The sequence below is a fragment of the Streptomyces griseochromogenes genome (assembly GCF_001542625.1).
Lineage (GTDB): Bacteria > Actinomycetota > Actinomycetes > Streptomycetales > Streptomycetaceae > Streptomyces > Streptomyces griseochromogenes.
Map to the genome: position 1 here is coordinate 2,764,222 of NZ_CP016279.1, position 26,926 is coordinate 2,791,147.

Sequence of the window (26,926 nt, forward strand, 5' to 3'; positions counted from 1 at the left end):
GCCACGGCCCGGTCACGACAGAAGGGATGTTTCGATCGGTCGTGGGCGAAGGCAAGCACCACCCCGCCGGTGTCGCCGTCAATGCCCCTTATGCGCCCCCGGAGCCGGCTTCACTCCCGCCAGGGCGGGTCGCGGTGGGTGAAGGCGGCCCGCAGCTCCGGCTCGCCGATGGCGCGGATGCCGCGCACGGCGACGGAGGTGAGGAAGGCCCCCTCGTCGCCGCCGTCCCCGGCCTGCCGACGGGTGCCGAGGGCCCCGAGCAGCCGCTGTCCGGCGGGAGAGGCCCAGCGCGTGTACGGATACGCCTCGACCCGGGCTATGGCCAGGCAGCTCAGGGAGAGCGTGAGGGGGAGCGCGAACCACAGGCTCACCAGCAGGCGCGGCATGCCGGTCTGGGCGGGCATCAGCAGCGCGGTCAGACCCAGTCCGAGCGTGACCAGCGCGGCGGCCCGCACCTGGCGGATCCCGGCGGCCACGGTCGTCCGTGCGCCGTCGGGCACCGCGAGGCCCGCGCGCACCAGCCGGTCGGCGAGCCGCCTTACGGCCTCGGCTCCGGCCGCGGTGGCCCGCACGGGAGCGATCCGGGACTGCCCCTCGGGGCCGATCGCCCCTATGACGGACTGCTCCATCTCGTCACGGCCCCGCGGGTCCACCACCGTGGCCCACCCGGTGTGCGCGAGCAGCAGCCGCCGCCCGCGGGCCATGGACACCATGGTCACATCGGCGACCCGCGCCGGTCCGCCGGACAGGAACGCCGTCTCGTACAGCGTCAGATCGTGCTCGTGGTGCGCCGTCGCGGCCTCCGCGTCACCGGCCGCCGCGCGTACGGCGGCCAGGCACAGCCGGGTACAGGCGATGCCGGCGAACGCCCAGGCCAGGAGGAGGAGAAGGACCCAGAACATGAAGTGATTTCTATGCCACCGGGCCCCGCGATCGCCATGCCCCGTTCACTATCCGGACAGAGTGTGGCCGGTATGTGACGTTCCGAACGTGCCGCGGGTCAGGGGCTGTTCGCCGGTGGGGGGCTGGAGGCGGCGGGCGGCAGGGAGGAGGCCGCGGACGGTGAGGGCGCGACCGGAACCGCGGAGGAGGGGTCGACGGCGGGGGGTGTGGGCACGGGGGAGGGGGACGCCGCCAGGTCGCGGGCCAGCGCGGAGAAGTCGACGTACCCCGTCGCCTCCAGGATCTTGATGTGGTCCAGTACGGTCGCGTTGGCATCGTCGGCGAGGTCGCGGACGAGCGAGTTCTGGGTGCCGGCGCGGACCTGGGCGACGAGGGAGAACACCCGGCCGTGGGCGAGCCTGAGGATGCCCGCGAACTGCCGGTCGAACTCCTGGCCCTGGGCCGAGGTCAAGGTGGCGAGCCACTGCCTCTGCTGCTGGTTGGGCACGTTGGGCAGGGGCACACCGAGCTGGGAGGCCGTGGTGCGCACATGCGCGTCGAGGGAGGTGTGCCCGTCGACCAGGTGCTGCCCGGCCTCGCGTACGGCCGTTGTGGTGCCCTTGCGTTCCGCCAGCTGACCTGCGGGGAGCTCCCACAGACCCGCGAGACGGACCTTGGTGATGAAGTCCCGGTCCTGCGCGGACAGCGGGCCGTACGGGGTCGTCACGGTCTGTGCGCTGAGTACGTTCGCGCCGGTCGCGTTCGTTCGGTCGGCGTAGGACCAGATCGGAAAGAGCAGCGCTGCGGCTGTCGCCGCCAGGCCCACGATGATGAGCCCGGTGCCGCTGAATATGCCTCGGCCCTTGATGGCGGGTCGCGGTCGCATGGTGCCTCCTGCTCCGCACTCCAGGGTGCTGCGGGTGCGGGCTTGGCATATTACTGCGGGGTCGGGGCGGCCTGGCGCGGCGCCGTCGAGCCGCGAGCGGTCCTTCGGGCGCGGGTGCGTGGGGGCGCGCCCACGCGGCGGAGCCGCACATCGATACGGCCCCGCGCCCCTGGGCGGTTGCGGCTCCGTCGGCATCAGGCGACTGCGGGCCGTCGTGCTGCCGGGGTGCTGTGCACCTGCCTGGGCCGCAGGCGGTACGGTTCGGTGCGGCACCCCCCCGCCGGCGCCGCTGAGCGTGCCCCGGCTCAGTCCCGCCGCAGCAGCACCTTCGCTCGGGCCGTCAGGCCATGGGGGCGCGGGGACGGGCCCGCGCGGTCCAGCCACCAGTCCCGCAGCCGGCGTCGTACCTTCGCGTTCTCCGGCCGCCCGGTCTTCAGCAGCTGCTCCACGAAGTCCAGCGCGTCCTGCCGGTACCCCCCGCTCATCGGCCGCGCCCGCGCGTACTCCAGGAACGCCGCCCGGTACCCCTCCCCGAGCAGCACCGGCAGCTCGGGTGCCACGTGCGCCACCACACCCGCCCGCTTCGCCGCGAGCGCCCGCGCCTGCACCCCCATCCGCGCCCGGTCGAACCCTTCCGGCACCGGCGTCCCGGCCACCAGCGAGGACAGCACCGCGGCCTGGGCGACACCGAGCCGCTGCCGGGCCTCGGGCGGGGCCAGGACGGTGACGCCCCCTCCCGTGCCGGCGGTGCCCGCCGCCCCGGGACGGCTCGTGCGGGTCGCCCGGCCCGCCGCCACGGCCTCCCGGATCGCGTCCAGCTCCCGCTCCAGCTCGGCCGGTTCGGGGAAGTCCTCGTCCCGCTCCAGCAGCACCCCGGGCGGCGCGACGCGCGAGGCGAGGTCGGTCAGGATGTCGAGCACCGGGCGCGGCACGGGGTGCGCGTGGCTGTCGTGCCAGACGCCGTCGCGCTCGAAGCCGCCCGCGACATGCACGTAGGCGAGCGCCTCCAGGGGCAGCGCGGCCAGCGCCTCGGCGGGGTCCTCGGCACGGTTGACGTGATTGGTGTGCAGGTTGGCCACATCGATGAGCAGCCGTACCCCGGTCCGCTCGACCAGCTCGGCCAGGAACTGCCCCTCGGTCAGCTCCTCGCCCGGCCAGGAGAACAGCGCGGCGATGTTCTCCAGGGCCAGCGGCACCGGCAGCGCGTCCTGCGCGATCCGCACGTTCTCGCACAGCACGTCGAGGGCGTCCCGGGTGCGCGGCACGGGCAGCAGATGGCCCGCCTCCAGGCGCGGGGAGGCGGTGAGCGCGCCGCCCGCCCGTACGAACGCGATGTGCTCGGTGACCAGCGGCGCCCCGAGCGCCTCCGCCCGCTCGGCGAGCGCCGCGAGCCGGCCCTCGTCGGGGCGGTCCGCGCCGCCGAGGCCGAGGGAGACGCCGTGCGGGATCACGGTCACCCCGCGTTCGAGCAGCCGCAGCAGCGAGTCCGGGAGGTGGCCGGGGCAGACGTTCTCCGCCACGACCTCCACCCAGTCGATGCCCGGCATGCGCTCCACGGCGTCCGCGATCTCCGGCCGCCAGCCGATCCCCGTGCCCAGTCGCCGCATGGTCCTCCGTCCCCTCCCTCGAATGACGGGGGTATGGCCCCGGCGGGGTCCGCCGAATCCCCGCCGGGGTGCCTTCAGAGGAACATTTGAGGTTCCGGATCGCGCCGTGCGGGCGTCACCGCCGTACGGGCCACTCCCGCGGGTCCCGGCCCAGCAGGCACAGCGTCTCCTCCAGGGGCCCGGACCCCGGCGGCATCCGCAGCACCGGGGCGAAGGCGGATCCCGGCCCGCGCCGGGCGGGGTCGGCCGGCACGCGCCGGGCCACGGCGAGCGCGGCGTCGAGGACGTGCTCCGGCAGCTCCAGGCGCACCCCGAGGGCCGCGGCGACGTCCCAGGAGTGCACCACGTAGTCGAGGAAGTGGAAGCCGACCGCCCGCGCGCCCGGGAAACCTCCGCCGAGCTCCGGCAGCATGAACTCCCGCTCGGTCGCGCCGGGTTCGGCGAAGGCGGAGAGTACGGCGGTGGCGGCCGCCCGGTGCACCCGGGCCGGCTCGCGCGGGTCCTCCGGCTCCTTCCAGTACACCGCCTCGTGCCCCGCCCCCCGCGCCGCCGCCGCGAAGCCGAGGTGCTGCGCGGCCATGTGGGACGCGAGCCGCCGCAGGGTCCATCCCGCGCACGGGGTGTCCCGCTCCCAGTCCTCCTCCCGCGCCAGTCCCGCCACCCGCACGGCCTCGTACACGGCGATGCGGTCGAGTTCCACGATGTCGATATCGGTGTCGGTCATACGGCGAGCATAAAACTGTGCGAACGATCGTGCAGATTTTTTTCGGCGCGCGCAACCGGCTGCAACATCCGTCCCGCTCACGGGACTTGGGGAAGGGCCACCCCGTCCACGGCCGCGTCCCGCAGCCGCCGGGCGATGCCCGCCCGCGCCCTGCGATAGGCGGTCTCCTCGTCGTGCAGCACGGACAGGGCGTTCGCCGTCTCCAGCAACGCGATCAGCTCGAAGGCGAGTTGCGCGACATCCGTGCCGGCCCGCAGCTCACCAGCGCCGCGGGCCTCGTCGAGCGTGCGCTCCACATGGGCCGACCAGTCACGCTGGGCGCGCACCACGGCGTCGTGCACCGGACCGGTGCGCGCGTCGAACTCGGCCATGACGCCGTAGAAGAAGCAGCCGCCCGGAAACACCCGGCCCCGCGAGTACTCCAGCCACAGCTCGCAAAGCCGCCACACGCGTCCCGCGCCGGCCGGCACCTCGCCCGCCGGGCGGATCACCCGCTCGGTGAAGATCCGGGCCGCTTCCCGCACGGTGGCCAGCTGCAGCTCCCGCTTGGAGCCGAAGAGCGCGAACACCCCGCTCTTGCTCAGCTCCAGCTCGGTGGCGAGCCGGCCCACGGTCAGCGCCTCCAGCCCCTCGACCGAGGCGATGTCCACGGTCCGGCGCAGCACCAACTGCCGGGTGCGGTTGCCCCGTTCGACCCGTCCGTCGAGCCGTGTCACCGCGGACCCCTACCGCAGCGCGGGATGATCGGCGACCACCGTGCAGGAGCCCGGTGCGATCTCCGTGAACCCCGCGTCCCGCACGACCGGCAGCCCGCTGCCGGTCAGCCGGCGCCACTCGGCGGGGTCGGCGGTCCGTACCGCCAGCGGGAAGCCCGCCTCACGCCAGGCGGTGCGCGCTTCGTCGGACAGCGCCCACCAGGCGAGCTGGGCGCCGTGCCCCGCCTGGGCCATCGTCTTGCCGGCCGACATCTCCAGCTCCGGGTTCAGCCACAGCACCGGCTGCCCGCGATCGGCCTCGACGGGCGTCTCCGGATCGTCCAGCTCCGTGCCCGACACCTGCAGCTTGGCCAGGTCCTTGGGCCAGCCGTCCAGCGGAACCGGCGGGAACACCCGTACCTCCGCGGACTTGCCGGTCACCGTGATCCCGGGCAGCGCCTCGGCCCGCCGCCACTCGGCGCCCCGGGCCCGCCGCACCACCTTCCGGATCCGCGCGTCCTCCCAGTCCCGCACGGCCCCGGCCCATTCCCCGTCCCCGGTGGCCCGCTCGTCACCGAGCAGGACGAGCACGGCGCGCGCGGCCGTCTCCAGCGCATCGGTACGGGCCGGAGGAGCGCTCCGCTCGATCCGGACGACGAGGGGCAGCACGTATTGGGGCGCCTCGTCGCGAAGGCTGCGCTCGGAGTGGAAGGGACTGTCACCGGGGGACGCTGGAACATGGCTCACATCCGCCAACCCTAAGGGGCGCGGGGAACCGAGCGACCGGCCACCGACGTCTCGCACACCGGACCCGTGATCAACACCTACGGCGGGACCGGACAGAATCACCCCATGCAACACGACCTACGGCTGGTCGGCGTCGGCCGCCGCTACGGCATCCGCGGCCCCTGGGTGCTGCGTGGCATCGACTTGGTGGTGGCGCCCGGGACCCTCATCCGCGTCGAAGGAGCGAACGGCACCGGAAAGTCCACCCTGCTGCGTCTGGTCGCCCGCCTGGACACCCCGACCGAGGGCCGCATCACCGGCCGCCCGCACACGGCCTACGTCCCGGAGAGGTTTCCCGCGAGCCTTCCCTTCACCGCCCTGGGCTACCTGACTCACCTGGGCGCCGTGCACGGCCTGTCCCGCACCGCCGCGCACCAGGCCGCGGGTGACGTACTGGAGCGCTTCGGTGCCGCCGCCTACGCGGACACCCCCATGTCCCGCCTGTCCAAGGGCACCAGCCAGAAGGTCGCCGTGGCACAAGCCCTTCTCGCCGAACCGGAACTGCTGGTGCTGGACGAGGCATGGACCGGGCTGGACGCGCCCGCGCGGGCCGAGCTGGAGCGGGCGGTGGCCGAACGGACCGCTGCCGGGGGCGCCGTCGTCTTCGTGGACCACGACCCGCGCCGCCTGGCGGGGGCACCCGACGCGACGTACACCGTCGTCGAGACAGGCCTTGAACGCCGTACGGACAGCGGGAGTTCACCGGAGCCCGGCACCGGGCCGGTCGCCTTCGTCGTGGTGCAGGGCCCGCCGGGGAGGCAGTTGCCGCCCGAGGCGGTGCGGATCGCCGCCGCGGCGGAGTCCGCCCCCGGCACCCACCATCTCACCGTCCCCGGCTCTCACTCGGACGTCCTCCTGCGCGCCCTGCTGACGGCCTCCCCGCCGTGGCACGTGGTGAGCGTCGGACCGGACGGCACCAGACCTCACGACCCCGGAAGCCGCTCATGACCGCTCTTCTGCGCTACCAGGCCGACCTGCTCCTGCGCTCCCAGCGCTGGCTGCCGCCGGTGATCCTCTACGCCGCCTTCCTCGCGATCGGCGTGCAGAGCGGCCAGCCGGTGCTCGACTCGCTCGGCTACGCCGCCGGCGGGCTGCTGCCGGTGGCCGCCTGGCTGGTGCGGATCTGTGTCACGGGTGAGCCGGACGCCGCCCGTGCCTGTGTCGCCGCGGCGCGCGGCCCCGCCCGCGCCCACCTGGCCTGTCTGCTGACGGCGCTGATCGGCTCGGCGGTGCTCGGGGTGGTCGCGACCCTGGTCGTGACGCTGGTCAGCGCCCCGGCGAGCAACGGCCACCGGATCCACGTCCCGCCGCTCGGGGCGGGCGCGGCCGGACTCCTGGCCGCCCTCGTCTGCGCCCTGCTGGGCAGTGCCGTCGGCGCGCTGACCAACCGGCCGCTGCTGCGCTCCACCGGCCGCGCGGTGCCGGCGATGCTGCTGGCCGCGCTGCTGTCGGTGGTGCTCGCGGGCTCTCCGGCCCAAGCCGCGGTCAGCGGCCTGGTGACCGGTTCGCAGTCCGGCCGGATACCGGTGCCGCTGCTGCCGCTGGCCGGGGCGGTCCTCGTCACCGCCGGGGCCTTCGCGGCGGCCTGCGCGCTCACCGCCCGCCGGTCACCCTGACGGGACCCCCTGGCGTACGGCGGCCCACGGCCGGGGCCTCAGCCGTTGGCCAAGGTGCGGTCGAGGAGGGGGAGCAGGCGGTCCCAGTGGCGCTTCAGCCCGAAGGCACTGAAAGCGTCGGTGTCGGACATGGTGAAGCCGTGGACGGTGCCGGGGTAGATCTCGGAGGTGTGGTCGACACCCGCGGCGTCCAGGGCCTGGTTGAGCTCGCCGAGAGCCTCGGGCGTCATGTCGGTTTCGGCGTGGCCGAGGTGGACCTGGGCGGTGAGCGTGGAGAGGAGGCGCTGCAGGCCGTCGGGCCCGTCGGCGCCCACGGGGCCGTGGAATCCGGCGACGGCGGCCACCTGGCCGGGGTGGGCCGCGGCCGTGCGCATCGCCAGGAGGCCGCCTATGCAGTAGCCGGTCACCGCGACCGGTCCGGCGCCGACCTCGGGCCGGGTGGTGAGGAACCTGAGGTAGGCGTCGGCATCGCTCAGGACACGTTCGCTGGTGTGCGCCTCGATCAAGGGCATCAGCTGGGCGGTGATCGCGGGCCGCACCTCTTCGCCGATGTACTCGGGAAGCTCGACCACCGGTGCCGGGCCGTGCCGGTAGAAGAGGTTGGGGACGAGCACGTAGTAGCCGTGCCCGGCCAGTTCGCGGGCCATCTCCCGCAGCACGGGCCGGATACCGAAGCCGTCCGCGTACATCAGCACGCCCGGGTGCCGCTCGCCGTCGTCGGGGAAGGCGGCGAAGGCGTCGGCCTGACCGTCAGGGGTGGGAATCTGCAGTTTCTCGGTGGGAATGGCGGAGCTTCCTTCCTATAGTTCGCTCAACTAACGTTAGTTGCACTAACGCTGTTGGCGCGAGTGAACGTATATCGTTAGTCGGACTAACGCAATGGATAGAATCGGTGCCATGACCAGAGCCGAGGCCGCGGACCCGCCGGACGACGGCGCGCGCAGAACGCCCGACAGGCTGCGCCGACGGGCGAGCCGACTGCTGTCGCAGCTGACCGCGCGGTCGGACCGGCTGATCAACGAGGGGCTGGCCCGGGCCGACGCCCGCAAGTGGCACTACGCCGTGCTCGCCTCACTGCAGGACTTCGGGCCGGGCAGCCAAGCGGCGCTGAGCGGGCGCACCGGCATCTACCGCAGCGACATGGTCGGCGTGCTCAACGAACTGGCCGAGCGCGACCTCGTCGAGCGGGCGCCGGATCCCGACGACCGGCGCCGCAACGTCATCACGATCTCCGCTCGGGGCCGCCGTCACCTGCGCCGCCTCGACAAGGTCCTGGACGACCTCCACGAGGAACTGCTCGCACCGCTGAGTCCGGCCGAACGCGACCAGTTCGTCCGGTTGCTCACGCGCCTGCTGGACCACCACGCCCGGACGTCATGACGCCCGGCCCGCAAGTGCGGCATCTCCGGGGAGAGCCGCCGCGGGCGGGCTCGTACCATCGACGGCAACGGGTGACTTTCAGCCAGGGGTCAGGGATCCGGGACGGTTGCCGCCCTGGCCGTTCGTCTCGCCGATCAGGTCGGAGACCTTCACGAACCGGTAGCCCTGCTTGCGCAGTTCCGGCACGATCGTGCGCACTACGCGCTCGGTCGTCGGAGCGGCGCTGCGCGTGCAGTGCATGATCACCACCGAGCCGGGCTTCACACCGTCCAGGACCTGCCGGGCGACCGCGTCGGCGTCCGTGGCGAACGCGTCACCGCTCACCACGTCCCACTGCACCGCGGTGACCCCGATCCCGCTGAGGGCGCGCAGCGCCTGGTGGTCGTAACAGCCGCCGGGGAAGCGGAAGTACGGCAGCGGGTTGGGCACGCCCGCCTTGCGGATGGCCGCGTACGCCCGCTCGACATCCGACTTCATCCGGTCCGCGCCGATGGTCGGCAGGCCGTAGCAGTCGTCGGTGAACGCGTAGTGGCTGTAGGAGTGGTTGGCGACCTCGAACTGCGGGTCATGGCCGAGGGATCGCGCCTGGGCCGGGTACTCCTCGGCCCATCGGCCGGTCATGAAGATGGTCGCCGGGACCTTCAGCGTGCGCAGCGTGCCGATGAGGCCCGGGTTGTCGAAGTGCTCGCCGGTGGCGGCACGAGGCCCCTGACCGGCGGTCATGTCGGCGTCGAAGGTCAGCGCGACGGTCTTGCCCAGGGTGCGCGGACCGTGCTCGAACACCGGGGTCAAGTGGCCCGGGCCCGGGGTGAGCACGGGGGTACGCGTGGCGGACGGGGAGGCGGCGGGCCTGGCATGGGCCGGGCGCGCGCCGTCGGGGGTGCCTGCGGTACCGCAGGCGGCGAGGGCCGCGCCCAGGGCGCAGGCGGCGGTGACACTGCGTGCTACTGAAATCACAATATGAAAGTATTACTAATTGACCGGACCTGCGGTCCTATGCACCCATGCGTGGCAGTACCGTCACCCGTGCAGGTGGCGGCGGGCTGCTAGCGGCCGTACCGGCCCGTCAGGGTGCCCGTCGCGAGAGTGTGACCGGACAGGGCGCGCAGGAGGTCGTCCGGGGTGGCGGTGGGAGCGAGGTCCGGGCGGCCGTCGCCGGCGTAGACGGTGAGGACGTAGCGGTGCGGGTGGTCGCCGCGGGGCGGGCAGGGGCCGCCGTAGCCCGTCCCGCCGAAGCCGTTGCGGCCCTCCGCCGCCCCCGTCGGGTGTTCGCCGGCGGTGAGGTGGGTGGTGTGCGGGTCGATGTCCCACGCCATCCAGTGGGTGAAGGTCCCGCGCGGGGCGTCGGGATCCTGGAGCAGGAGAGCCAGGGACGTGGTTCGCGTGGGTACGCCGTTGACGGCGAGCGGGGGCGAGACGTTCTCGCCCTCGCAGGTGTAGCGCCGAGGGATCGTGCCGGAGTCGGGGTACGCGGGGCTCGTGACCGTGAGCCGGTGGGCGGTGGTGGCGGAAGTGGGGGGAGAAGGGGAGGAGGCGGACGTCGAGCCGCCGTCGCCCCCGCACCCCGATACGACGGCCATCGCGGCCACGGCGATCACCCAACCCTTGCGCATGCCCGGCACGCTAGCCGGAACGCTGCCCTCCGTCACCGTTCGGCGCGGTGTTCTGCTGGCCCTTCTCCAGGAAGTGCAGCAACTCCACCGGAATGGGCAGGACCAGCGTGGAGTTCTTCTCGGCCGCCACCGCCATCACCGTCTGCAGCAGCCGCAGTTGGAGCGCGGCCGGTTGGTCGGACATCTGCGCGGCGGCCTCGGCGAGCTTCTTGGAGGCCTGTAGCTCGGCGTCGGCGTTGATGATCCGGGCCCGGCGCTCCCGGTCGGCCTCGGCCTGGCGGGCCATGGACCGCTTCATGGTGTCCGGCAGCGACACGTCCTTGATCTCCACCCGGTCGACCTGGATGCCCCAGCCGACGGCCGGGCTGTCGATCATCAGCTCCAGGCCCTGGTTGAGCTTCTCCCGGTTGGAGAGCAGGTCGTCCAGGTCGCTCTTGCCGATGATCGACCGCAGCGAGGTCTGTGCCATCTGTGAGACCGCGAACTTGTAGTCCTCGACCTTCACCAGCGCGCTGGTCGCGTCGACGACCCGGAAGTAGACGACCGCGTCCACCCGCACGGTGACGTTGTCGCGGGTGATGCCCTCCTGTGCCGGGACCGGCATGGTCACGATCTGCATGTTCACCTTGTGCAGCCGGTCCACGAACGGGATCACCAGATTCAGGCCCGGATCGCGTACCTCGCCCGTGACCCGGCCCAGCCGGAACAGCACGCCGCGCTCGTACTGCTTGACCACGCGTGCCGCCATCGCGAGATACACGACGCCGACGGACCCGAGCGCCGCGGCGGCGCTCAGCAGTTCCTGGAGCATGGTGACCTCCTCACCGAGAGGCCTACGTTCTGTCCGCTGATGTAACGATATGCCCGGCCCGAGGCGGAAGCCATGGGCCGGGCGGCAGAGGCCGGACCGGGGTGCCGAGGGGCGTCGGCGCCCCGGCCCGGGGCAGTGCTTGGCCGCACCAGGGGGCTCCGCCCCTGGACCCCCGTCCTGTGCCACCCACCACCCGACTCGGTGGGCCGAGGTGTCACGTCGGCTCGGTGGGCCGAGGGGTGGGTGTCACGCCTCCTCGGTGGGCCGAAGGGTGAGCGTCATGCCTCCTCGGTGAGCCGAGGAATGGGCGTCACGTCGGCTCGGTGAGCCGAGAAGTGGGCGTCACGCCTCCACGGCAAGGCGGGGCATACGCGTCACGTCGACTCGGTGCGCCGAGAAGTAGGCCTCGTGCCGGCTGGGTGAGCCGGGACGTGGGCCTCACACCCGCTCGGTGGGCCGGGACACGGCGCCGGCTCTCGGCGGCTCCTCCCGCTCTGTGACCTGCACCGGCTCCGTACCCGCCGCGCTGTGCCGTTCCGCCCAGTTCTCCAGGGCCTTACGGCAGGCGTGGTCCAGGTGATGCAGGCCGGACAGGTTCAGGCGCACCGGGCGGTCCTGGGGGAGTGACTCCAGGCTGTCGAGGATCTTCGGCAGCCGCAGGAAGGTCGCGTTGCCCGACAGATACGCCTCGATGGGGCCCGCGCCCTTGTCGACGACCTCGAGCCGCACGTGCGAGGCCTCCCAGGCCGTCTTGACGATGGCCAGGGCGAGTCCGATGAGCACGCCCTCGAACATGCTGACCGCCACGATCGACACGGCGGTGACGCCCAGGATCAACGCCTCGCCGCGGTGCTCGCCCCACAGCGCGGCCAGCGCCCTGACCGGCACGAGCTTGGCGCCGGAGTAGACCAGGATGCCCGCGAGGGCCGGGATCGGGATGTAGGCGAGCACGCCGGGCAGCAGGGCGGCGAACAGCAGCAGCCAGACGCCGTGCAATACGCGGGAGGCCTTCGTGCGGGCACCCGCCTGCACATTGGCCGCGCTGCGCACGATCACCGCGGTCATCGGCAGCGCGCCGAGCAGCCCGCAGATCGTGTTGCCCGCGCCCTGGGCCACCAGTTCCTTGTCGTACCGGGTACGCGGCCCGTCGTGCAGCCGGTCCACCGCCGCCGCGCTGAACAGCGACTCGGCGGAGGCGATCAGCGTGAACGCGACGATCGTACCGAGCACCCCGACGCTCGCGAGGTCGGTGAAGGCGCTCAGCGGCGGCGGCTGGACGGCGCCCAGCAGCCCCTTCACCTCGACGGTCGCCACCGGCAGGCTCAGCGCCGACGCGGCCAGCGTGGCGAGGCCGACCGCGGCGAGCGGACCGGGCACCGTACGCAGCTTCGCCGGCACGTGCTTCCACAGCGCCAGGATCGCGACGGTGCCCGCACACAGGGCCAGCGAGGCGAGCGCCTCGCCGTCGCCGGGCGCGTCCAGGAACGCGCCCGGCAGCCCGGCCATCTTGCCGAGGCCCGAGTCGGGAGCCTTGGCGGCCAGGGCCGGGTAGAGCTGACCGGCGATCAGGACCAGACCGATACCGGCCAGCATCCCCTCGACGACCGAGACCGAGATGGCCCGGAAGTACCGGCCCAGCCTCAGCACGCCCATGAGGACCTGGAGCAGGCCGGTGACGAGCACGATGGCGCCGAGCACCGGCAGCCCGAACTCCTCGACCGCCTCGAAGACGAGCACGGTCAGCCCTGCGGCCGGCCCGGACACCTGCAGACTGCTGCCGCGCATCAGCCCGGTGACGAGGCCGCCCACGATGCCGGTGACCAGGCCGAGCTCGGCCGGCACCCCGGAGGCCACGGCCACGCCCACGCACAGCGGAAGCGCGACCAGGAAGACCACGAGGGAGGCGGCGAAGTCCTGCTTGAGATGAGGGAAACGGGATATGAGGGTGTTGTTCATCGGCGCGCTCACAGGGCTTCGAAGGTGTCGGTCTGCGGGCGGTGGGCGCGTACGGCGCCGGTGTGCACCTCGTAGTACCAGGCGTGCAGGCCCAGCCGGCCCTGCGCCAGCTTCCGGGCGATGCACGGGTACGAGCGCAGGCGCAGCAGCTGGGTCAGGACATGGCTCTGCACGCCCTCGGCGACCTCCGGGTCCTCGGCCGCGCCGGCCGGGCGCGGGGTGGCGTGCGCCAGCCAGTCGCGCACGGCGGGTACGGCGGTCAGGTCGTCGCCGCGCACCAGCGCGCCGACGGCGCCGCAGTGCGAGTGGCCGCACACGACGATGTCGCGGACGCCGAGCACCTCGACGGCGTACTCGATGGTGGCGGCCTCGCTGGTGGGGTGCTGCGAGGTGTACGGCGGGACGATGTTGCCCGCGGTGCGCAGCTCGAAGAGCTCGCCGGGGCGGGCGCCCGTGATCAGGGCCGGGACGACCCGGGAATCGGAACAGGTGATGAACAGCACCTGCGGGGACTGGCCTTCGGCGAGTTTGGCGAACTCCTCAGGGCGCTGTCCGAAGGTACGGGCGTTGTCGATGAGGGGCTGCATGATGCGTGGATTCCTCCTGGCGCGCCGCACTGGCGCGTCGGGCTTGCACGACGTTCGTGAGGGCGAGCCGGCTCTCAGCAGCGGAAGACCTGAAGCGCTGCCGCGGAGTGGGCTCTGGAGGATCTCGTGGTGCGGTGGTGCGGGGCGCCGGATGCGGCCGGTGTCTGCACTGCGGCCGCCTGCCGGGATATGGGTGGGCGCTCCGGCGCCCACCCGAAGGGGCAGCCGCGCTGCCGGTCGCGGATGTGCTGGGTGCCCAGGGGCTGCGGTGAGCAACCGCTGTCGCGGAGAGTGTCCGTCCCGTTGCGCACGGGTTTCGGTGAGGGAACGGTTCCGGATACGGCCTTGGCCTTCGCATGACTGAGCGTGTGCGCGGATGCGAAGGTTCCGCTGGATGTGAAGAACTGCAGGCCGAGCAGGGCAACGGTAAAGAGGGTGATCACGGTCCGGGCCGTTGTACCTCGGAACATGCGCCCCCCTTCCGGAAGTTCGCGCCTCTTGCCCGCGCCAAGCATTGGTCAATGGATGGTCAAGAAGAACAGTAACCCTGCAAAGTCGTTTGCAGGGTTAACTGGGCGTTACACGCCAAAGAGAGCGTGAAAAGAGCCGGTCGCGTGGCGCGATCCGGCTCTTGACTGGTTGGGTGCTGATCGAATAAGGGGCGTCGGCTATGAGGTAACGAGGCCCTTGGCGTCCCGGGCCAGCGCGGTGAGCCGGGATATCGCGCGGAAGTACTTCTTGCGGTAGCCGCCGTTCAGCATCTCCTCGCTGAACAGCCGGTCGAACGGCAGCCCGGAGGCGAGCACCGGGACCTCACGGTCGTACAGGCGGTCCGCCAGCACCACCAGCCGCAGTGCCGTCGACTGGTCCGGAACCGGCCGCACATCGGTGAGGCACACCGCCGTCACCCCGTCGGTCAGGGCGCCGTACCGGCTCGGGTGCACCCGGGCCAGGTGGTCCAGCAGATGCGGGAAGTCGTCCAGCGAGGCACCCTCGGCGGCGTACGCCGCCTTCGTCACCTCTTCGTCGGTGAACGGCGCCGGGGCCTCGGGCAGCCCGCGGTGGCGGTAGTCCTCGCCGTCGATGCGCAGAGCGCGGAAGTGGGCGGACAGGCCCTGGATCTCGCGCAGGAAGTCGGCCGCCGCGAACCGGCCCTCGCCGAGCTTGCCGGGCAGCGTGTTGGAGGTGGCCGCGAGTGCCACGCCCGCCTCGACCAGCTTGCCGAGCAGGGTGGAGACGAGCACGGTGTCACCGGGGTCGTCGAGCTCGAACTCGTCGATGCACAGCAGACGGTGGCCGCTGAGCGTCCGTACGGTCTGCTGGAAGCCGAGGGCGCCGACCAGGTTGGTCAGCTCCACGAAGGTGCCGAACGCCTTGAGCGCGGGCTCGGCCGGGGTGGCGTGCCACAGGGAGGCGAGCAGATGGGTCTTGCCGACGCCGTAGCCGCCGTCCAGGTAGACACCGCGGGGGCCGGCCGGGGTCTTGGGCGCCTTGGCCCTGCCGAAGCCGAAGAGGCCGCGCCGGCCGGCGCCGGAGGCGTGCGCGCCGCCGAGCCCGGCCGCGAAGCCCTCCAGCACCCGCACGGCCTCGGTCTGGCTCGGCTGGTTCGGGTCCGGGATGTACGTGGCGAAGCGGACCGAGTCGAAGCGCGGCGGCGGCACCATCTCGGCGACCAGACGGTCGGCGGGTACGTGCGGCTCGCGGGCGCACAGGGACTGGGGGCCCGCGTCGGGCAGGGAGCCGGAACCGGGAGCGGCGGAGGAGGACGACACGGTTGTCCATGCTAAGCGCCGTGTCACACTGCACGTCATGCGACGCCTGTTCCCTGTGACCTACGAAACAGCAGCCCAGGCCTTCGGCGGGGGCTCGGAGGGGGAGGAGACGCATGGGGCCGCCGGTGCTCGGGCGGCTCATGCGCTCGGTGAGCCCGCCAGGGCCCATCTGCTCATGAACCGTGAGTGGAGCCTGGCCGAGCTGGCCGCCGCCTACGCCTACCCGGAGCCGGGCACCGGCGCCCGCGGGCCGTGGCTGCGCGCCAACATGGTCTCGACCCTGGACGGCGCCGCCCAGCACGAGGGGCGCTCCCAGCCCATCTCCAGCGCGGCCGACATGCGTGTCTTCGGCACCCTGCGCGCGCTCGCGGACGTGATCGTCGTGGGCGCGGAAACGGTACGGCAGGAGGGGTACCGCCCCGCACGCGCGCGTGCGGAGTTCGCGGCGGCCCGCGAGGCCGCCGGGCAGGCCCCGGCCCCGGCGATCGCGGTCGTCACCGCCGGCCTGGAGCTGGACTTCTCCCTCCCGCTGTTCACCTCGCCCCTGGTGCCCACGGTGATCCTGACCGGCGCGGCCGCGCCCCCGGACCGGGTCGCCGCCGCCGAGAAGGCCGGCGCCCGGGTGGTCGTCGCCGGTGACGGCACGGGGATCGACCCCGCCCGCGCGGTACGCGCCCTCGCCGGCCTCGGCCACACCCGGCAGCTCACCGAGGGCGGGCCCCGGCTGCTCGGCCGGCTGGTGGCCGCGGGGGTGCTGGACGAGCTGTGCCTGACCCTCTCGCCGATGCTCACCGCGGGGGACGCGCAGCGCATCGCCGGCGGGCCGTCCGTCGCCGTGCCGCGCCGTTTCGAACTCGTCTCCCTGCTGGAAGAGGACGGATTTCTGTTCAGTCGCTACCGTCGGTCCTGAAACAAGCGGAATATCCCATTCCGCTTGGCTTGCGGCGGGCACACTTAGTCCGGCACTACCCGTGCGATCGCGGGGCAGGATGGTTTCCGCAGGGCCCTGCCGGGCCCACGGAGGAGAGAGGCGCCTGGTGTTCACAAGCGTTCTGATGATCGAGAAGGCCCTGACGTCCGCCGACGTGGAGTTCGTCACCACCTTGCACGGGGACGAGCAGGTCACCTTCCACGTCCTGCTCCAGCCTCGCGGCGACCAGGCGGACCGTCTGCTGCGGGCCATCGACGACATCGCCCTCGGCGAATTGGACGAGGCGGTACGCGAGGGCGCGACGCCCGAGGGTGAGCAGGCCAGGAGTGTGGGGCAGCAGGCGCTCGACGTGTCTTTGACGGGGCTGCGGGCCGCGGGCAGCGAGGCGGAGGGGCGGTTGGTCGAGGATCATCCGCTGGACGCGCTGAAGTCCCTGGTCGCCGAGATCGGTGCCGATGAGGTCATCGTGCTGACCGATCCTCACTATGTGGAGGAGTTCTTTCACCGGGACTGGGCGTCGAGGGCTCGGCACAAGGTGGGTGTGCCCGTGCTCAAGCTGTTCTCGCACAGCAAGGCCTAGGCGCCGTTCGGGGTGCGGCGCGTCTTCGGGTGCGGGTGCGTTGTGGCTGGTCGCGCAGTTCCCCGCGTCCCCGCGGGTCGGCGGGCCCTCTCCCCTTGCGAAGTGGCCCGTGTCCGAGCGCATAGGCTAGGGCCGCTCAGCTCGTACCGGATCTTATGGAGACACGCATGGCAGCCGGCCTTCCCACCGCCATGGACCGACCGCACTTCATCGGCATCGGCGGCGCCGGGATGTCGGGGATCGCCAAGATTCTCGCGCAGCGTGGGGCCGAGGTGGCCGGGAGCGACGCCAAGGAATCGGCGACCGCCGAGGCGCTGCGGGCGCTCGGCGCGACCGTGCACATCGGGCATGCCGCCGCGCACCTCGCCGACGACGCGAGCTGTGTCGTCGTGTCGTCGGCGATCCGAGAGGACAACCCGGAGCTGGCCCGCGCCGCCGAGCTGGGGATCCCGGTGGTGCACCGATCCGACGCGCTCGCCGCGCTGATGGAGGGCCTGCGGCCGATCGCCGTGGCCGGTACCCACGGCAAGACCACCACCACCTCGATGCTGGCCGTCTCGCTCTCCGAGCTGGGGCTGAACCCGTCGTACGCCATCGGCGGCGACCTGGACGCGCCCGGCTCGAACGCGCTGCACGGCGAGGGCGACATCTTCGTCGCCGAGGCGGACGAATCGGACCGCAGCTTCCACAAGTACGCGCCCGAGGTCGCCATCGTCCTCAACGTCGAACTGGACCACCACGCCAACTACGCCTCGATGGACGAGATCTACGAGTCCTTCGAGACCTTCGCCGGCAAGATCGTGCCCGGCGGCACGCTGGTGATCTCGGCCGATCACGAGGGTGCCCGGGAGCTGACGCGGCGGCTGGCCGGGTCGGTGAAGACCGTGACGTACGGGGCGGCCGAGGACGCCGACGTCCGGGTGCTCGCCGTCGTGCCCCAGGGACTGAAGAGCAAGGTCACCGTCGTGCTCGACGGGCAGGAGCTGACCTTCGCCGTCTCCGTGCCCGGCCGTCACTACGCGCACAACGCCGTCGCGGCGCTCGCCGCCGGTGCCGCGCTCGGCATCCCGGCCGACGAGCTGGCGCCCGCGCTGGCCGCCTACACCGGCGTCAAGCGGCGCCTCCAGCTCAAGGGCGAGGCCGCCGGGGCGCAGGTGATCGACTCCTACGCCCACCACCCCACCGAGATGACCGCCGACCTGGAGGCCATGCGGGCCGCCGCCGGTGACGCGCGCATCCTCGTCGTCTTCCAGCCGCACCTCTTCTCCCGCACCCAGGAGCTGGGCAAGGAGATGGGCCAGTCGCTGGCCCTCGCCGACGCCTCCGTGGTGCTGGACATCTACCCGGCCCGCGAGGACCCGATCCCCGGGGTGACCAGCGAGCTGATCATCGACGCCGCGCGTGCGGCGGGCGCCGACGTCACCGCCGTGCACGACAAGGCGGAGATTCCGGCGGTGATCGCGGGAATGGCGAAGCCCGGTGATCTCGTTCTCACCATGGGCGCGGGCGACGTGACCGACCTGGGCCCGCAGATCCTGGACCGTTTGTCGCAGCAGTAGAGGGGCTGAAGCTCATGTCGTACGACGTCGAGAAGCCGGACGAGCAGTGGCGCGCGGAGCTGACCCCGGCCGAGTACGCCGTGTTGCGGCAGGCCGCCACCGAGCCGGCGTTCACCGGTGAGTACACGGACACCAAGACCCAGGGCGTCTACTCGTGCCGGGCCTGTGGTGCCGAGCTGTTCACCTCCACGACCAAGTTCGAGTCGCACTGCGGCTGGCCGTCCTTCTACGACCCGAGGGACACCGACGCGGTGGAGCTGATCGAGGACCGCACCCACGGCATGGTCCGTACCGAGGTGCGCTGTGCCCGGTGCGGTTCCCACCTCGGCCATGTCTTCGAGGGCGAGGGCTACCCGACCCCCACCGACCAGCGGTACTGCATCAACAGCATCTCGCTGCGGCTCACCCCGGACGAGAACTGAGGCTTCGGGGGCTCCAGGGGCGGCCGGGATGCCAGGGACTGGTGCCCGGCCCGCTCCGGTTTGAGATTCTGTGAGTGTGATGGGTGTCGCGCGCTGGATCCAGGCCCGGCGCAGGCCCATGTCCGACGGCCACCGTCGGGAGGACGGGGTCGGTGAGACGGAGAGCGACGGGGTGCGCATGGAGGCGCTGCGGGCCGCCGCCGGCGGGATCGGCACCACGCTCGACGAGGAGACGACCTGCGCCGAGCTGACCCGGGCCGCCGTGCGGCTGACCGGCGGCGGGGCCGCGATCATGCGGCGGATCGGGAAGACCGTCTCCGGGTACCAGGCGATCGCAGGGGAAGCGGACGTGCTGCCCGACATCCGGTGGACCACGGCGGTGGCCCGGGAGGCGGGCACCCCGGCGGCCGACAGACAGCCGGAGCCCTGGACCGAGCAGCCGCCCGGCATGCGCGGCCTGCCCGCCATCTGCGTGCCTCTGACCAGCGGCAGCGATCACTACGGCGTACTGGTCTCGGCGCGGCACGGAGCGCGCTTCACCCGTTCCGAGGCCGAGCAGCTCGCTCTCATCGCCGAACGCGCCGCCTCCCACATCCGGCACGCCCGCGCCTACGACCAGGTCAGCCGCACGGCCGGTGACCTGCAACGCGCACTGCTGGCCGAGCCCGGCCGGCCGCACCCGAACCTGGACGTCGCGATCCGCTACCTCCCGGCCGGCAGCAGCAGGGTGCTGGTCGGCGGCGACTGGTGCGAGACCGTACGGCTCCATTTCGGCCGCACCCTGCTGGTCGTCGGCGATGTGATGGGCCACGGTCTGGAGGCCGCCGTCGACATGAGCGCCTACCGCTCCTCGCTGCGCTACATCGCCTCCTCCGACCTGCCGCCGCACCGGGTGCTGCGGCAGATGGACGACATCGCCTCCGGAGAGGCCGACCGCAGGCCGGCCACCTGTCTGCTCGCGCGCATCGACCCCGGCCGCGGGCAGGTCACGCTCGCCAGCGCCGGTCATCTGCCGCCCGTGCTCATCAGCGGGGACGGCCTGGGCGCACCGCTGCCCGTCCCCGTCGGGCCGCCGCTCGGCACCGGCTTCGGCGGCTACGAGTCGGCCACCCACAAGCTGGCCCCCAACCAGACCCTGGTGCTCTTCACCGACGGGCTCGTGGAGCGCCGCGGCGAGGACATCGACAGCTCCCTGGCCCGCCTGTCCGCCCTGCGCTTCTCCGCCGAGCACGGCGTGGACGACGTCCTGGACACCATCCTGAGCACGTTGGACGCGCGCCACGCGGAGGACGACGTGGCGGTGCTCGCGGCACGGCCGCGCCCACGGCCGACGGCCGCCGAGATGCTCGACGGCGCCGAGGCGACCGGCTGAGCGGCCGTCCCGGGGCCCCTCGGCCCGGCAGGGTCATCGTGAACACCGTGAGCCCGTCCTCCCGGTCCAGCCGCAGACTGCCACCGGCGACCCGCACGGATGCCGTGCCGCACCCGGTCCGGGGCGGTCCGGGCGGGGGGGGCGGGTGCTGCGGACAGGGGGGGCCGGTGGCGTACCGACGTCCGCGCGCACCGGACGAGACCCGGACAACTCGCACGTCAGACACGGTCCGTTCACACCGGGCTGCCTGCACTGTCCCGCCAAAGTGCTGAAACACTCGCCGTCTAGACTCTCCCGGCAACGGCAACGGCCAGGCTCAGCCAAAACCGAAGGGTACGCGGCGTTTTGATACGGATAGAGTCAGTCACGAAACGGTACCCGGACGGCACGGTGGCCGTCGACGGTCTGTCGTTGGAGATACCGGACCGCGCGATCACCGTCCTCGTCGGCCCCTCGGGCTGCGGCAAGACGACGACCCTGCGGATGATCAACCGGATGGTGGAGCCCAGCGAGGGCAGCATCCTCCTCGACGGCCAGGACATCCGGCAACAGCCGGTCAACACCCTGCGCCGGTCGATGGGATACGTCATCCAGAACGCCGGTCTCTTCCAGCACCGCACCATCGTCGACAACATCGCCACCGTGCCCCGGCTGCTCGGCTGGAGCAAGCAGAAGGCGCGGGCGCGGGCAGCGGAACTGATGGAGCGGGTCGGGCTCGACACCTCGCTCGCCAAGCGGTACCCCTACCAGCTCTCCGGCGGCCAGCAACAGCGCGTCGGCGTGGCCCGGGCGCTCGCCGCCGACCCGCCGGTGCTCCTGATGGACGAGCCGTTCTCCGCCGTCGACCCGGTGGTGCGCAAGGGCCTGCAGGACGAACTCCTGCGCATCCAGGACGAGTTGGGCAAGACGATCGTCTTCGTCACACACGACATCGACGAGGCCGTCAAGCTGGGCACGATGGTCGCCGTGCTGCGCACCGGCGGCAGACTCGCCCAGTTCGCCCCGCCCGCCGAACTGCTCAGCGCCCCCGCCGACCCCTTCGTGGAGGACTTCCTCGGCGCCGACCGGGGCATCCGGCGGCTGTCCTTCTTCTCCTCGGGCGAACTGGAGTTGCAGACCGCTCCCGTCGTCGCGATCGACGCGGACGCGGACAAGCTCGCCTCGCCGGGCGCGGCCGCCCCCCATCTCCTCGTGACGGACACCGACGGCAGACCGCTCGGCTGGGGCGCGCCGGACGACCTCACCGCCGGAGCGATCGACCGGGACCGGCTGCTGCCGTTCGGGCGGCCGTTCGTGCCCGGCAAGGACTCGCTGCGCACCGCGCTCGACGGGGCCGTCCTGTCGCCCACCGGCTGGGCCGTCGCGGTGGACGAGGAGGGGCGCGCCGCCGGTGTCGTCTCCCAGCAGATGATCGGCGAGGCGATCCGCGCCGCCCACGCCGAGGGCGGCCCGCAGGATGCGAAGGCCGCGCGATGAGCGGCTTCTTCGACATCCCGAGCGACCTCCAGCACAGCTACTCCGGGCTGATCGGCCTGCATCTGAGAGAGGCGCTGATCCCGGTGCTGGCCGGGCTGCTCGTCTCGCTGCCGCTGGCCCAGCTGTGCGTACGGTTCCGCTGGCTGTATCCGCCCGTGTTCGGTGTGACCACCGTGCTGTACGCGATCCCGTCCCTGGCCTTCTTCGTCGTCCTCATCGACTACACCGGCATGACCGAGACGACGGTGATGATCCCGCTCGCGGTGTACAGCCTGGTGGTGCTGGTCCCGGCGATCGTGGACGGCGTCCGCTCGGTGCCACCGGAGACCCTGGCCGCCGCCACGGCCATGGGCCTGGGGCCCGTACGGCGCTATCTCCAGGTCCAGTTGCCCATCGCCGTACCGGCGATCATCGCGGGCCTGCGGGTGGCGACCGTGTCGAGCATCTCCCTGGTCAGCGTCGGCATGCTCATCGGCAACCAGGGCGCCCTCGGCAACCTGCTCAACGACGCGCAGATCTACCACCGGCCCGAGCTCGCCGTGAACTCCGTGGTGACCACCGCCGTGCTGGCGATCCTCGTCGACGCCCTGCTGGTCCTCGTCCGTCTCCTGCTGACCCCCTGGATGCCACGGAAGGGCGTCACCCGGTGAACGTACTCCACTTCGTCCAGGCCTTCTTCGGCGACGGCGCGCACTGGCACGGCCAGGACGCCATCCCCACCCGCGTCACCGAACACCTGCTCTACTCCCTGGAGGCCCTCGCCGTCGCCGCCGCGATCGGACTGCCCGTCGGCCTGGTCACCGGCCACTACGGGCGCGGCGGCAACGCCCTAGCGCTCATCGCCACCGCCGCCCGGGCGCTGCCCAGCTTCGGCCTGCTGGTGCTGATGTTCACCTGGCTCGGGTTCGGGCAGCTGCCGGTGATGATCCCGCTGGTCGCGCTCGCCGTACCGCCGATCCTGGTCACCTCCTACGAGGCGATCCGCTCCCTCGACCCGTCCCCGGTGGACGCCGCGCGGGGCATGGGGATGTCCGAGGCGCGGGTGCTGGTGCAGGTGGAACTCCCGGTCGCGCTCCCGCTGGTGCTCAGCGGGCTGCGCACGGCGGCCGTCCAGATCGTCTCCACCGCCACCATCGCCGCCTACGTCGGCTTCGGGGGCCTGGGCCGCTACATCATCGACGGTCTCTACCAGAAGGACTACGAGAAGGTCGTCGGCGGTGCCACCCTGGTCGCGGGGATGGCGCTCGCGACGCTCCTGGTGTTCTGGGCGGTGTCCCGTTTCGCGGTCTCGCCGGGGGTGCGCCGGGGCGGCTGAGCGCGCTCAGCTCCCGGTGCGGGCCAGCGCCTGTTCGAGGACGACGAGCAGGGCGTCCCGCACCGAGCCGCGCTCGCGGGCGTCGAACACCACGACCGGGACGCCGTCGGAGACGTCGAGGGCCCAGCGGACCTCGTCCAGGGTGTGCTCCACCTTGCCGTCGAAGGCGTTGACCGCCACCGCGAACGGGATGTCCTTGTGCTCGAAGTAGTCGACGGCCGCGTAGCAGTCGTCCAGCCGGCGGGTGTCGACGATGACCAGGCCGCCGACCGCGCCCTCCACGATGTCGTCCCACATGAACCCGAACCGCTCCTGCCCGGGGGTACCGAACAGATACAGCTTCAGCGTCGGGTCGATGGTGATGCACCCGAAGTCCAGCGCCACCGTGGTGGTGGTCTTGCGCGGGGTGTGCGTGAGGTCGTCCACGCCCGCCGCGACCTCGGTGATCGAGGCTTCGGTGGTCAGCGGCTCGATCTCCGAGATCGAGCCGACGGTGGTGGTCTTGCCCACGCCGAAGCCGCCCGCGATCACCATCTTGACCGGCAGCGGCGGCCGTACGGCGGTGGGTGCGGCCGCGCCCCCGGTCAGCGGTTCAGTCGGTGTCACTCGGTACCCCTCGGGAGTCGGGAATGGCCCGCAGGCCGTCGATGACCCTGCGCAGCACGGAGGCGTCGTGGGTGGCTTCGGCATCGGGTACGTGGACCGCCAGCTGCCCCGCCTCGCGCAGGTCTTCGGCCAGCACACGGACCACGTTGAGGTGCAGCCGCAGCCGGGCCGCGAGTTCCGCGACCGACTGCGGCAGCCGGCAGGCGGCGACGATGTCGTGGCGCTCGAAGGAGAGCCGGCCGAGCGCGTCGAGACCGGCGGCGGTGGCCACCACCTGGGTCTCCACGGGCAACGACCGGCCGGGCACGGCGTCCGCCACCCGGCCGGCGGTGACCAGGAACGGCCGTACGGCGGGGGCGGGGCCGACCGGGTCCGGGCCCGGGGTGCCGTCCGCCATGAATACCTTCTCTTCCTCAGCGTGCCGACGCCGCGCCGACGCTGTTCTTCAGCTCCAGCACCAGCTGCGGGCTGAGCGCGGCCCCCGCGCGGTTGGCGAACAGCGTCATCTCGTAGGCGATGTTGCCGAGCTTGGCGTCCTTGTCGGCGACCACGCCGAGAACGGCGCCGCTGCCGATCGCGGAGACGATGACATGGCCGCCCTCCAGGTCGATGATGACCTTGTTCAGGCCGCCCAGGCCGTAGTTGCCGGAGGCGCCGGCGGCCAGGCTGGTGATGCCCGAGACGATCGCGGCGAGCCGCTCCGAGTGGGCGCGCTCGCGCAGCTCGGACACGGCGATCAGCAGGCCGTCGGAGGAGACGGCGATGGCGTCGACGACGCCCGCGGTCTCGGTCGCGAATCGGTTCAGCAGCCAGGTGAAGTCGGCCGCGGCTGCCTGCAGGTCGGTCGGCGTGGTGTCGCCGTTCGGGGTGTCACCTGTCGACGTGCTCACTGCTCGGCTCCTTCCGGAAGGTGGATCTGGTCGTGCGGCGGGGTCGGCTTGGGGGCGGGAGCGCTCTCGGGGCGGGGACGAGCGTGGCTCCCGGTCTCACAGTCCTGGTGGGCGCGTTCCACCGCGGCCTCGAACTCCTCCAGTGCGCTGCGCTCGGCCTCCGCGTCCCGGGGACGGGCCGCCTGCGGCACGGCCTGGGCGGCGCCGGTGGTCGTGCGCAGCGTGGCCCCGCGCACCCGGCGGCGCAGCGGGCGGGCGGTGCCGGAGGGGGCGAGCCGCGGCTCCTCCTCGGGGGCGGCGGCCTCGCGGCTCGGGACACGGCGGGGCAGGGGGCCGGCGGCGTCGGTCTTCTCCCCGGCGGAGCCGGACGCCACCGGTCCGGAGGCGGCGTCCGCGTCCGCCGGTGCCACGGCGACGGGCCCGGCCAAAGGGGCTGCCGCCGGGCTCGGCGTCAGCAGGTGGGCGGCGGGCAGGGTCACCTCCGCCGTCACACCGCCGCCCGCCGTGCGGGTCAGCTCGACCCCGACCTCCCAGCGGCGGGCCAGCGCGCCGACCACGAACAGGCCCAGCACCTTCGTCGGCATCAGGTCCAGGCGCTCGCGGCGGATCAGCCGGGCGTTCTCCTCGGCGAGGCGCTCGGCGCTCATGCCGAGGCCGTGGTCGGTGACGACGACATGCGCGCCGTCGGCACCGGAGCGCACGGTCACCTCGACGGGGCTGTCCTCGGGGGAGAAGGACACCGCGTTCTCGACGAGTTCGGCCATCATCAGGGTGAGGTCGCCGATGATGTCCGGCTCGACCAGGGCGTCCGAGGCGGCGTACAGCCGTACCCGCTGATAGCCCTCGATCTGCCCGAGCGCGGCCCGTACCACGTTGGAGAGCTCGGTGGGCCCGCCGTCCAGCCCCGTCTCCCGGATGCCCGCGAGCAGCATCAGGCTGTCGGCGTTGCGGCGCAGGCGTACGGCGATGTGGTCGATGGAGTAGAGCCGCTCCAGCAGTGCCGGGTCGGTCTCGCCGCGCTCCACGGCGTCGATCAGCGCGAGTTGGCGCGTGGTCAGGTTGCTGACGCGGCGGCCGACGTTGCCGAACATCTCCGCGGTGTTGCGGCGGCTGAGCACCTGGCGTTCCAGCAGGGCGGCGGCGGTGGTCTGCACCCGGTTGAAGGCCTCGGCCAGGTCGCCGATCTCGTCGCGGGCCGTGACCGGCATGTCCCGCAGCCGGGGCGGCCCGTCGTCCTCGGCGTCATCGTCCGCGACCCGGGCCAGCTCGCGCCCCGCCACCTCTTCGACCTCACGTGCGGCCTCGGTGAGGGCCTGCACCGGCCGGACCACCGAGCGGCGCACCAGCACCGTGAAGGCGATCCACAGCGCGAGGCCGATGAGCGCGCCGTACAGCAGCAGTCCCGCGCGCCACTTCGCGGAGGAGGCGGCGGTGTCGGCGCGGTGGGCGATCTGGTCGATCAGCGCGGTGGTGATCTTCAGCCGGGCGGCGGCCTGTTCGGGGTAGGCGGGATAGTCGCCCAGCGCGTCCTGGACCGCTCGGCGGATCTCCTCCCGGCCACCGGCCTCCAGTTGGGTGGGATCGATCTGCAACTCGGCGTACGACTGCCCGATCTTCTGCTGCGCGGAGGTGTGGTCGATGGCGTCCAGCTGCTGGGCCTGGCGCTCGGTGGCGAACCGGGAGAAGCGGTCCTTCTGGTGGGTGTACAGGTCGTACGCACCGACGGCGTTGGTGAACTCGATCAGCGCGTTGGTGTCCCCGGTGCTAGCCGAGAACACGCTGGTCTCGAAGGCGCCGTGGGCGGCGTCCGCGCGCAGCAGGGAGTCCAGCAGGTTGCCGGTGAAGGTCGTCGCGAGCGCGGTGGTGCGGTCGAGGTCGAGGCCGTCGATGACGCCGCCGGCCGCGTCCGTGTAGGAGGGGTCGATGTTGTCGGCCGGGAGATAGCCCCGCTCGACGCTCTGGCGCAGGCTGGAGAGGCCGTCGACGTCCCTGAGTGCCTGCGCCTCGGCGTCCGGCAGCCGGCCGCGGAAGGTCCCGCGCACCTTCTCGGCCTGGTCGTCCACCGCCTCCTGCGCCGCGCGGTACGCGGCGAGCGAGGGCTTGGAGTAGCCGGACTCATAGCGCGCGGACAGCAGGATCGCCTGCTGGTGCTCGGCCTCCACGCGGTCCACCAGCCGGGCCACCTGCGCGCTGTCCCGCACCAGCCGGGCCGCAGACTCCGCGCTGTCCGACTGCTGGACCAGGTCCGTGACCGGGTACCACAGCAGGACGGCGACGACGGCGAGCGGGATGCCGACGAGCAGGTTGAGTTTGCGCCGGAAGGGCCAGCGGTCCGCGAAGCCTCGTACACCACTGCGTACGGGGGCATACCGGAAAGACGCGTCCACCTGGTTCGTGGACACCGGGCCTCCTTCTGGGGTGCCTTACGACGGAAGCGGGCCCCGTGCACCGCTGTGGCCG

Annotated in this window: 28 protein-coding genes; 11 read left to right on the forward strand and 17 right to left on the reverse strand. The window is 72.5% G+C overall.

Annotated elements, in window-relative coordinates; genetic code table 11:
* Window positions 1-110 precede the first annotated feature (110 nt).
* The 6 genes from AVL59_RS11740 to AVL59_RS11765 all read right to left on the reverse strand — a co-directional run bounded on the left by AVL59_RS11740 (window position 111) and on the right by AVL59_RS11765 (window position 5,541).
* A complete protein-coding gene (locus tag AVL59_RS11740; protein ID WP_067302507.1) occupies window positions 111-902 on the reverse strand; it encodes a TIGR04222 domain-containing membrane protein in 792 nt (263 codons plus the stop codon).
* A gap of 98 nt (window positions 903-1,000) precedes the next feature.
* The gene (locus AVL59_RS11745; RefSeq protein WP_067302510.1) at window positions 1,001-1,768 is read right to left on the reverse strand and encodes a DUF4142 domain-containing protein; all 768 of its coding nucleotides are present in this window, start codon (window positions 1,766-1,768) and stop codon (window positions 1,001-1,003) included.
* Between the two features lie 305 nt (window positions 1,769-2,073).
* Window positions 2,074-3,375: an MbnB/TglH/ChrH family RiPP precursor modification enzyme gene (locus AVL59_RS11750; RefSeq protein ID WP_067302512.1), complete on the reverse strand. Its 1,302-nt coding sequence runs from the start codon at window positions 3,373-3,375 to the stop codon at window positions 2,074-2,076.
* A gap of 115 nt (window positions 3,376-3,490) precedes the next feature.
* Complete coding sequence (locus AVL59_RS11755) at window positions 3,491-4,099, reverse strand: TIGR03086 family metal-binding protein (protein ID WP_067302515.1); 609 nt, start codon at window positions 4,097-4,099, stop codon at window positions 3,491-3,493.
* A 77-nt stretch (window positions 4,100-4,176) separates the two neighbouring features.
* Window positions 4,177-4,815 carry a TetR family transcriptional regulator C-terminal domain-containing protein gene (locus AVL59_RS11760; protein WP_067302517.1) on the reverse strand — a complete coding sequence of 213 codons (639 nt, stop codon included), beginning with the start codon at window positions 4,813-4,815 and terminating at the stop codon, window positions 4,177-4,179.
* Between the two features lie 9 nt (window positions 4,816-4,824).
* A complete protein-coding gene (locus AVL59_RS11765; RefSeq protein WP_067302520.1) occupies window positions 4,825-5,541 on the reverse strand; it encodes a peptidyl-tRNA hydrolase in 717 nt (238 codons plus the stop codon).
* Window positions 5,542-5,646: 105 nt separating this feature from the next.
* Here AVL59_RS11765 and AVL59_RS11770 point away from each other — a divergent pair, with 105 nt between their 5' ends.
* Together AVL59_RS11770 and AVL59_RS11775 are read left to right on the forward strand one after the other, a co-directional pair.
* Window positions 5,647-6,528: an ABC transporter ATP-binding protein gene (locus AVL59_RS11770; protein WP_067317173.1), complete on the forward strand. Its 882-nt coding sequence runs from the start codon at window positions 5,647-5,649 to the stop codon at window positions 6,526-6,528.
* The gene (locus AVL59_RS11775; RefSeq protein ID WP_067302522.1) at window positions 6,525-7,196 is read left to right on the forward strand and encodes an ABC transporter; all 672 of its coding nucleotides are present in this window, start codon (window positions 6,525-6,527) and stop codon (window positions 7,194-7,196) included. Before AVL59_RS11770 ends, AVL59_RS11775 begins: the two co-directional genes overlap by 4 nt.
* 38 nt (window positions 7,197-7,234) lie before the next feature.
* Here the strand turns inward: AVL59_RS11775 and AVL59_RS11780 are convergent, their stop codons facing one another.
* Complete coding sequence (locus tag AVL59_RS11780) at window positions 7,235-7,981, reverse strand: dienelactone hydrolase family protein (RefSeq protein ID WP_067302525.1); 747 nt, start codon at window positions 7,979-7,981, stop codon at window positions 7,235-7,237.
* A 112-nt stretch (window positions 7,982-8,093) separates the two neighbouring features.
* Here AVL59_RS11780 and AVL59_RS11785 point away from each other — a divergent pair, with 112 nt between their 5' ends.
* Window positions 8,094-8,576, forward strand: coding sequence for a MarR family winged helix-turn-helix transcriptional regulator (locus tag AVL59_RS11785; RefSeq protein ID WP_067302528.1), 483 nt, complete (start codon window positions 8,094-8,096; stop codon window positions 8,574-8,576).
* 78 nt (window positions 8,577-8,654) lie between these two features.
* On the opposite strand, the gene AVL59_RS11790 is transcribed toward AVL59_RS11785, so the two are convergent.
* The 6 genes from AVL59_RS11790 to zapE form a co-directional block, all read right to left on the reverse strand.
* Window positions 8,655-9,533, reverse strand: coding sequence for a polysaccharide deacetylase family protein (locus AVL59_RS11790; RefSeq protein ID WP_067302531.1), 879 nt, complete (start codon window positions 9,531-9,533; stop codon window positions 8,655-8,657).
* Window positions 9,534-9,622: 89 nt separating this feature from the next.
* Window positions 9,623-10,189, reverse strand: coding sequence for a YbhB/YbcL family Raf kinase inhibitor-like protein (locus tag AVL59_RS11795; protein WP_237281483.1), 567 nt, complete (start codon window positions 10,187-10,189; stop codon window positions 9,623-9,625).
* A gap of 10 nt (window positions 10,190-10,199) precedes the next feature.
* Window positions 10,200-11,000, reverse strand: coding sequence for a slipin family protein (locus tag AVL59_RS11800; RefSeq protein WP_067302534.1), 801 nt, complete (start codon window positions 10,998-11,000; stop codon window positions 10,200-10,202).
* Between the two features lie 438 nt (window positions 11,001-11,438).
* Window positions 11,439-12,956, reverse strand: a complete 1,518-nt coding sequence (locus AVL59_RS11805; protein ID WP_067302538.1) for a SulP family inorganic anion transporter — start codon at window positions 12,954-12,956, stop codon at window positions 11,439-11,441.
* Window positions 12,957-12,964: 8 nt separating this feature from the next.
* A complete protein-coding gene (locus AVL59_RS11810; protein ID WP_067302541.1) occupies window positions 12,965-13,543 on the reverse strand; it encodes a carbonic anhydrase in 579 nt (192 codons plus the stop codon).
* Window positions 13,544-14,211: 668 nt separating this feature from the next.
* The gene (zapE, locus tag AVL59_RS11815; RefSeq protein ID WP_067302544.1) at window positions 14,212-15,315 is read right to left on the reverse strand and encodes a cell division protein ZapE; all 1,104 of its coding nucleotides are present in this window, start codon (window positions 15,313-15,315) and stop codon (window positions 14,212-14,214) included.
* Window positions 15,316-15,352: 37 nt separating this feature from the next.
* Between zapE and AVL59_RS11820 the strand changes: the two genes are divergently transcribed.
* The 8 genes from AVL59_RS11820 (at window position 15,353) to AVL59_RS11855 (ending at window position 22,970) form a co-directional block, all read left to right on the forward strand.
* Entirely contained in the window at window positions 15,353-16,225 is an 873-nt protein-coding gene (locus AVL59_RS11820) for a pyrimidine reductase family protein (protein WP_079146653.1), read from the forward strand.
* A 127-nt stretch (window positions 16,226-16,352) separates the two neighbouring features.
* Window positions 16,353-16,826 (forward strand): indole-3-glycerol phosphate synthase, encoded by a 474-nt coding sequence (locus AVL59_RS11825; protein WP_079146654.1) that lies wholly within the window; start codon window positions 16,353-16,355, stop codon window positions 16,824-16,826.
* 167 nt (window positions 16,827-16,993) lie between these two features.
* Window positions 16,994-18,385, forward strand: a complete 1,392-nt coding sequence (gene murC, locus AVL59_RS11830) for a UDP-N-acetylmuramate--L-alanine ligase (RefSeq protein WP_067302547.1) — start codon at window positions 16,994-16,996, stop codon at window positions 18,383-18,385.
* Window positions 18,386-18,399: 14 nt separating this feature from the next.
* Window positions 18,400-18,807, forward strand: a complete 408-nt coding sequence (gene msrB, locus AVL59_RS11835; protein ID WP_067302549.1) for a peptide-methionine (R)-S-oxide reductase MsrB — start codon at window positions 18,400-18,402, stop codon at window positions 18,805-18,807.
* A 79-nt stretch (window positions 18,808-18,886) separates the two neighbouring features.
* Entirely contained in the window at window positions 18,887-20,179 is a 1,293-nt protein-coding gene (locus tag AVL59_RS11840; protein WP_237281484.1) for a PP2C family protein-serine/threonine phosphatase, read from the forward strand.
* Between the two features lie 345 nt (window positions 20,180-20,524).
* Window positions 20,525-21,655 carry an ABC transporter ATP-binding protein gene (locus tag AVL59_RS11845; RefSeq protein ID WP_067302555.1) on the forward strand — a complete coding sequence of 377 codons (1,131 nt, stop codon included), beginning with the start codon at window positions 20,525-20,527 and terminating at the stop codon, window positions 21,653-21,655.
* The gene (locus tag AVL59_RS11850) at window positions 21,652-22,305 is read left to right on the forward strand and encodes an ABC transporter permease (protein WP_067302559.1); all 654 of its coding nucleotides are present in this window, start codon (window positions 21,652-21,654) and stop codon (window positions 22,303-22,305) included. Before AVL59_RS11845 ends, AVL59_RS11850 begins: the two co-directional genes overlap by 4 nt.
* A complete protein-coding gene (locus AVL59_RS11855; RefSeq protein WP_067302562.1) occupies window positions 22,302-22,970 on the forward strand; it encodes an ABC transporter permease in 669 nt (222 codons plus the stop codon). Before AVL59_RS11850 ends, AVL59_RS11855 begins: the two co-directional genes overlap by 4 nt.
* A gap of 6 nt (window positions 22,971-22,976) precedes the next feature.
* Here the strand turns inward: AVL59_RS11855 and AVL59_RS11860 are convergent, their stop codons facing one another.
* The 4 genes from AVL59_RS11860 to AVL59_RS11875 are packed head-to-tail and all read right to left on the reverse strand — an operon-like array spanning window position 22,977 to window position 26,868.
* Window positions 22,977-23,576, reverse strand: coding sequence for a GTP-binding protein (locus AVL59_RS11860; RefSeq protein ID WP_067302565.1), 600 nt, complete (start codon window positions 23,574-23,576; stop codon window positions 22,977-22,979).
* Window positions 23,563-23,973 carry a DUF742 domain-containing protein gene (locus AVL59_RS11865; RefSeq protein ID WP_067302568.1) on the reverse strand — a complete coding sequence of 137 codons (411 nt, stop codon included), beginning with the start codon at window positions 23,971-23,973 and terminating at the stop codon, window positions 23,563-23,565. The genes AVL59_RS11860 and AVL59_RS11865 overlap by 14 nt, the downstream gene beginning before the upstream one ends.
* Before the next feature lie 16 nt (window positions 23,974-23,989).
* Window positions 23,990-24,466: a roadblock/LC7 domain-containing protein gene (locus AVL59_RS11870; protein ID WP_067302570.1), complete on the reverse strand. Its 477-nt coding sequence runs from the start codon at window positions 24,464-24,466 to the stop codon at window positions 23,990-23,992.
* Window positions 24,463-26,868: a sensor histidine kinase gene (locus AVL59_RS11875; RefSeq protein ID WP_067302573.1), complete on the reverse strand. Its 2,406-nt coding sequence runs from the start codon at window positions 26,866-26,868 to the stop codon at window positions 24,463-24,465. Before AVL59_RS11875 ends, AVL59_RS11870 begins: the two co-directional genes overlap by 4 nt.
* Window positions 26,869-26,926 lie beyond the last annotated feature (58 nt).

Excerpts from the sequence above, each read along its gene's own strand:
- AVL59_RS11740 (WP_067302507.1), bottom strand. The coding sequence starts at position 902 with ATGTTCTGGGTCCTTCTCCTCCTCCTGGCCTGGGCGTTCGCCGGCATC.
- AVL59_RS11745 (WP_067302510.1), bottom strand. The coding sequence starts at position 1,768 with ATGCGACCGCGACCCGCCATCAAGGGCCGAGGCATATTCAGCGGCACC.
- AVL59_RS11750 (WP_067302512.1), bottom strand. The coding sequence starts at position 3,375 with ATGCGGCGACTGGGCACGGGGATCGGCTGGCGGCCGGAGATCGCGGAC.
- AVL59_RS11755 (WP_067302515.1), bottom strand. The coding sequence starts at position 4,099 with ATGACCGACACCGATATCGACATCGTGGAACTCGACCGCATCGCCGTG.
- AVL59_RS11770 (WP_067317173.1), top strand. The coding sequence starts at position 5,647 with ATGCAACACGACCTACGGCTGGTCGGCGTCGGCCGCCGCTACGGCATC.
- AVL59_RS11775 (WP_067302522.1), top strand. The coding sequence starts at position 6,525 with ATGACCGCTCTTCTGCGCTACCAGGCCGACCTGCTCCTGCGCTCCCAG.
- AVL59_RS11785 (WP_067302528.1), top strand. The coding sequence starts at position 8,094 with ATGACCAGAGCCGAGGCCGCGGACCCGCCGGACGACGGCGCGCGCAGA.
- AVL59_RS11795 (WP_237281483.1), bottom strand. The coding sequence starts at position 10,189 with ATGCGCAAGGGTTGGGTGATCGCCGTGGCCGCGATGGCCGTCGTATCG.
- AVL59_RS11800 (WP_067302534.1), bottom strand. The coding sequence starts at position 11,000 with ATGCTCCAGGAACTGCTGAGCGCCGCCGCGGCGCTCGGGTCCGTCGGC.
- AVL59_RS11805 (WP_067302538.1), bottom strand. The coding sequence starts at position 12,956 with ATGAACAACACCCTCATATCCCGTTTCCCTCATCTCAAGCAGGACTTC.
- AVL59_RS11810 (WP_067302541.1), bottom strand. The coding sequence starts at position 13,543 with ATGCAGCCCCTCATCGACAACGCCCGTACCTTCGGACAGCGCCCTGAG.
- AVL59_RS11820 (WP_079146653.1), top strand. The coding sequence starts at position 15,353 with ATGCGACGCCTGTTCCCTGTGACCTACGAAACAGCAGCCCAGGCCTTC.
- murC (WP_067302547.1), top strand. The coding sequence starts at position 16,994 with ATGGCAGCCGGCCTTCCCACCGCCATGGACCGACCGCACTTCATCGGC.
- msrB (WP_067302549.1), top strand. The coding sequence starts at position 18,400 with ATGTCGTACGACGTCGAGAAGCCGGACGAGCAGTGGCGCGCGGAGCTG.
- AVL59_RS11840 (WP_237281484.1), top strand. The coding sequence starts at position 18,887 with ATGGGTGTCGCGCGCTGGATCCAGGCCCGGCGCAGGCCCATGTCCGAC.
- AVL59_RS11850 (WP_067302559.1), top strand. The coding sequence starts at position 21,652 with ATGAGCGGCTTCTTCGACATCCCGAGCGACCTCCAGCACAGCTACTCC.
- AVL59_RS11865 (WP_067302568.1), bottom strand. The coding sequence starts at position 23,973 with ATGGCGGACGGCACCCCGGGCCCGGACCCGGTCGGCCCCGCCCCCGCC.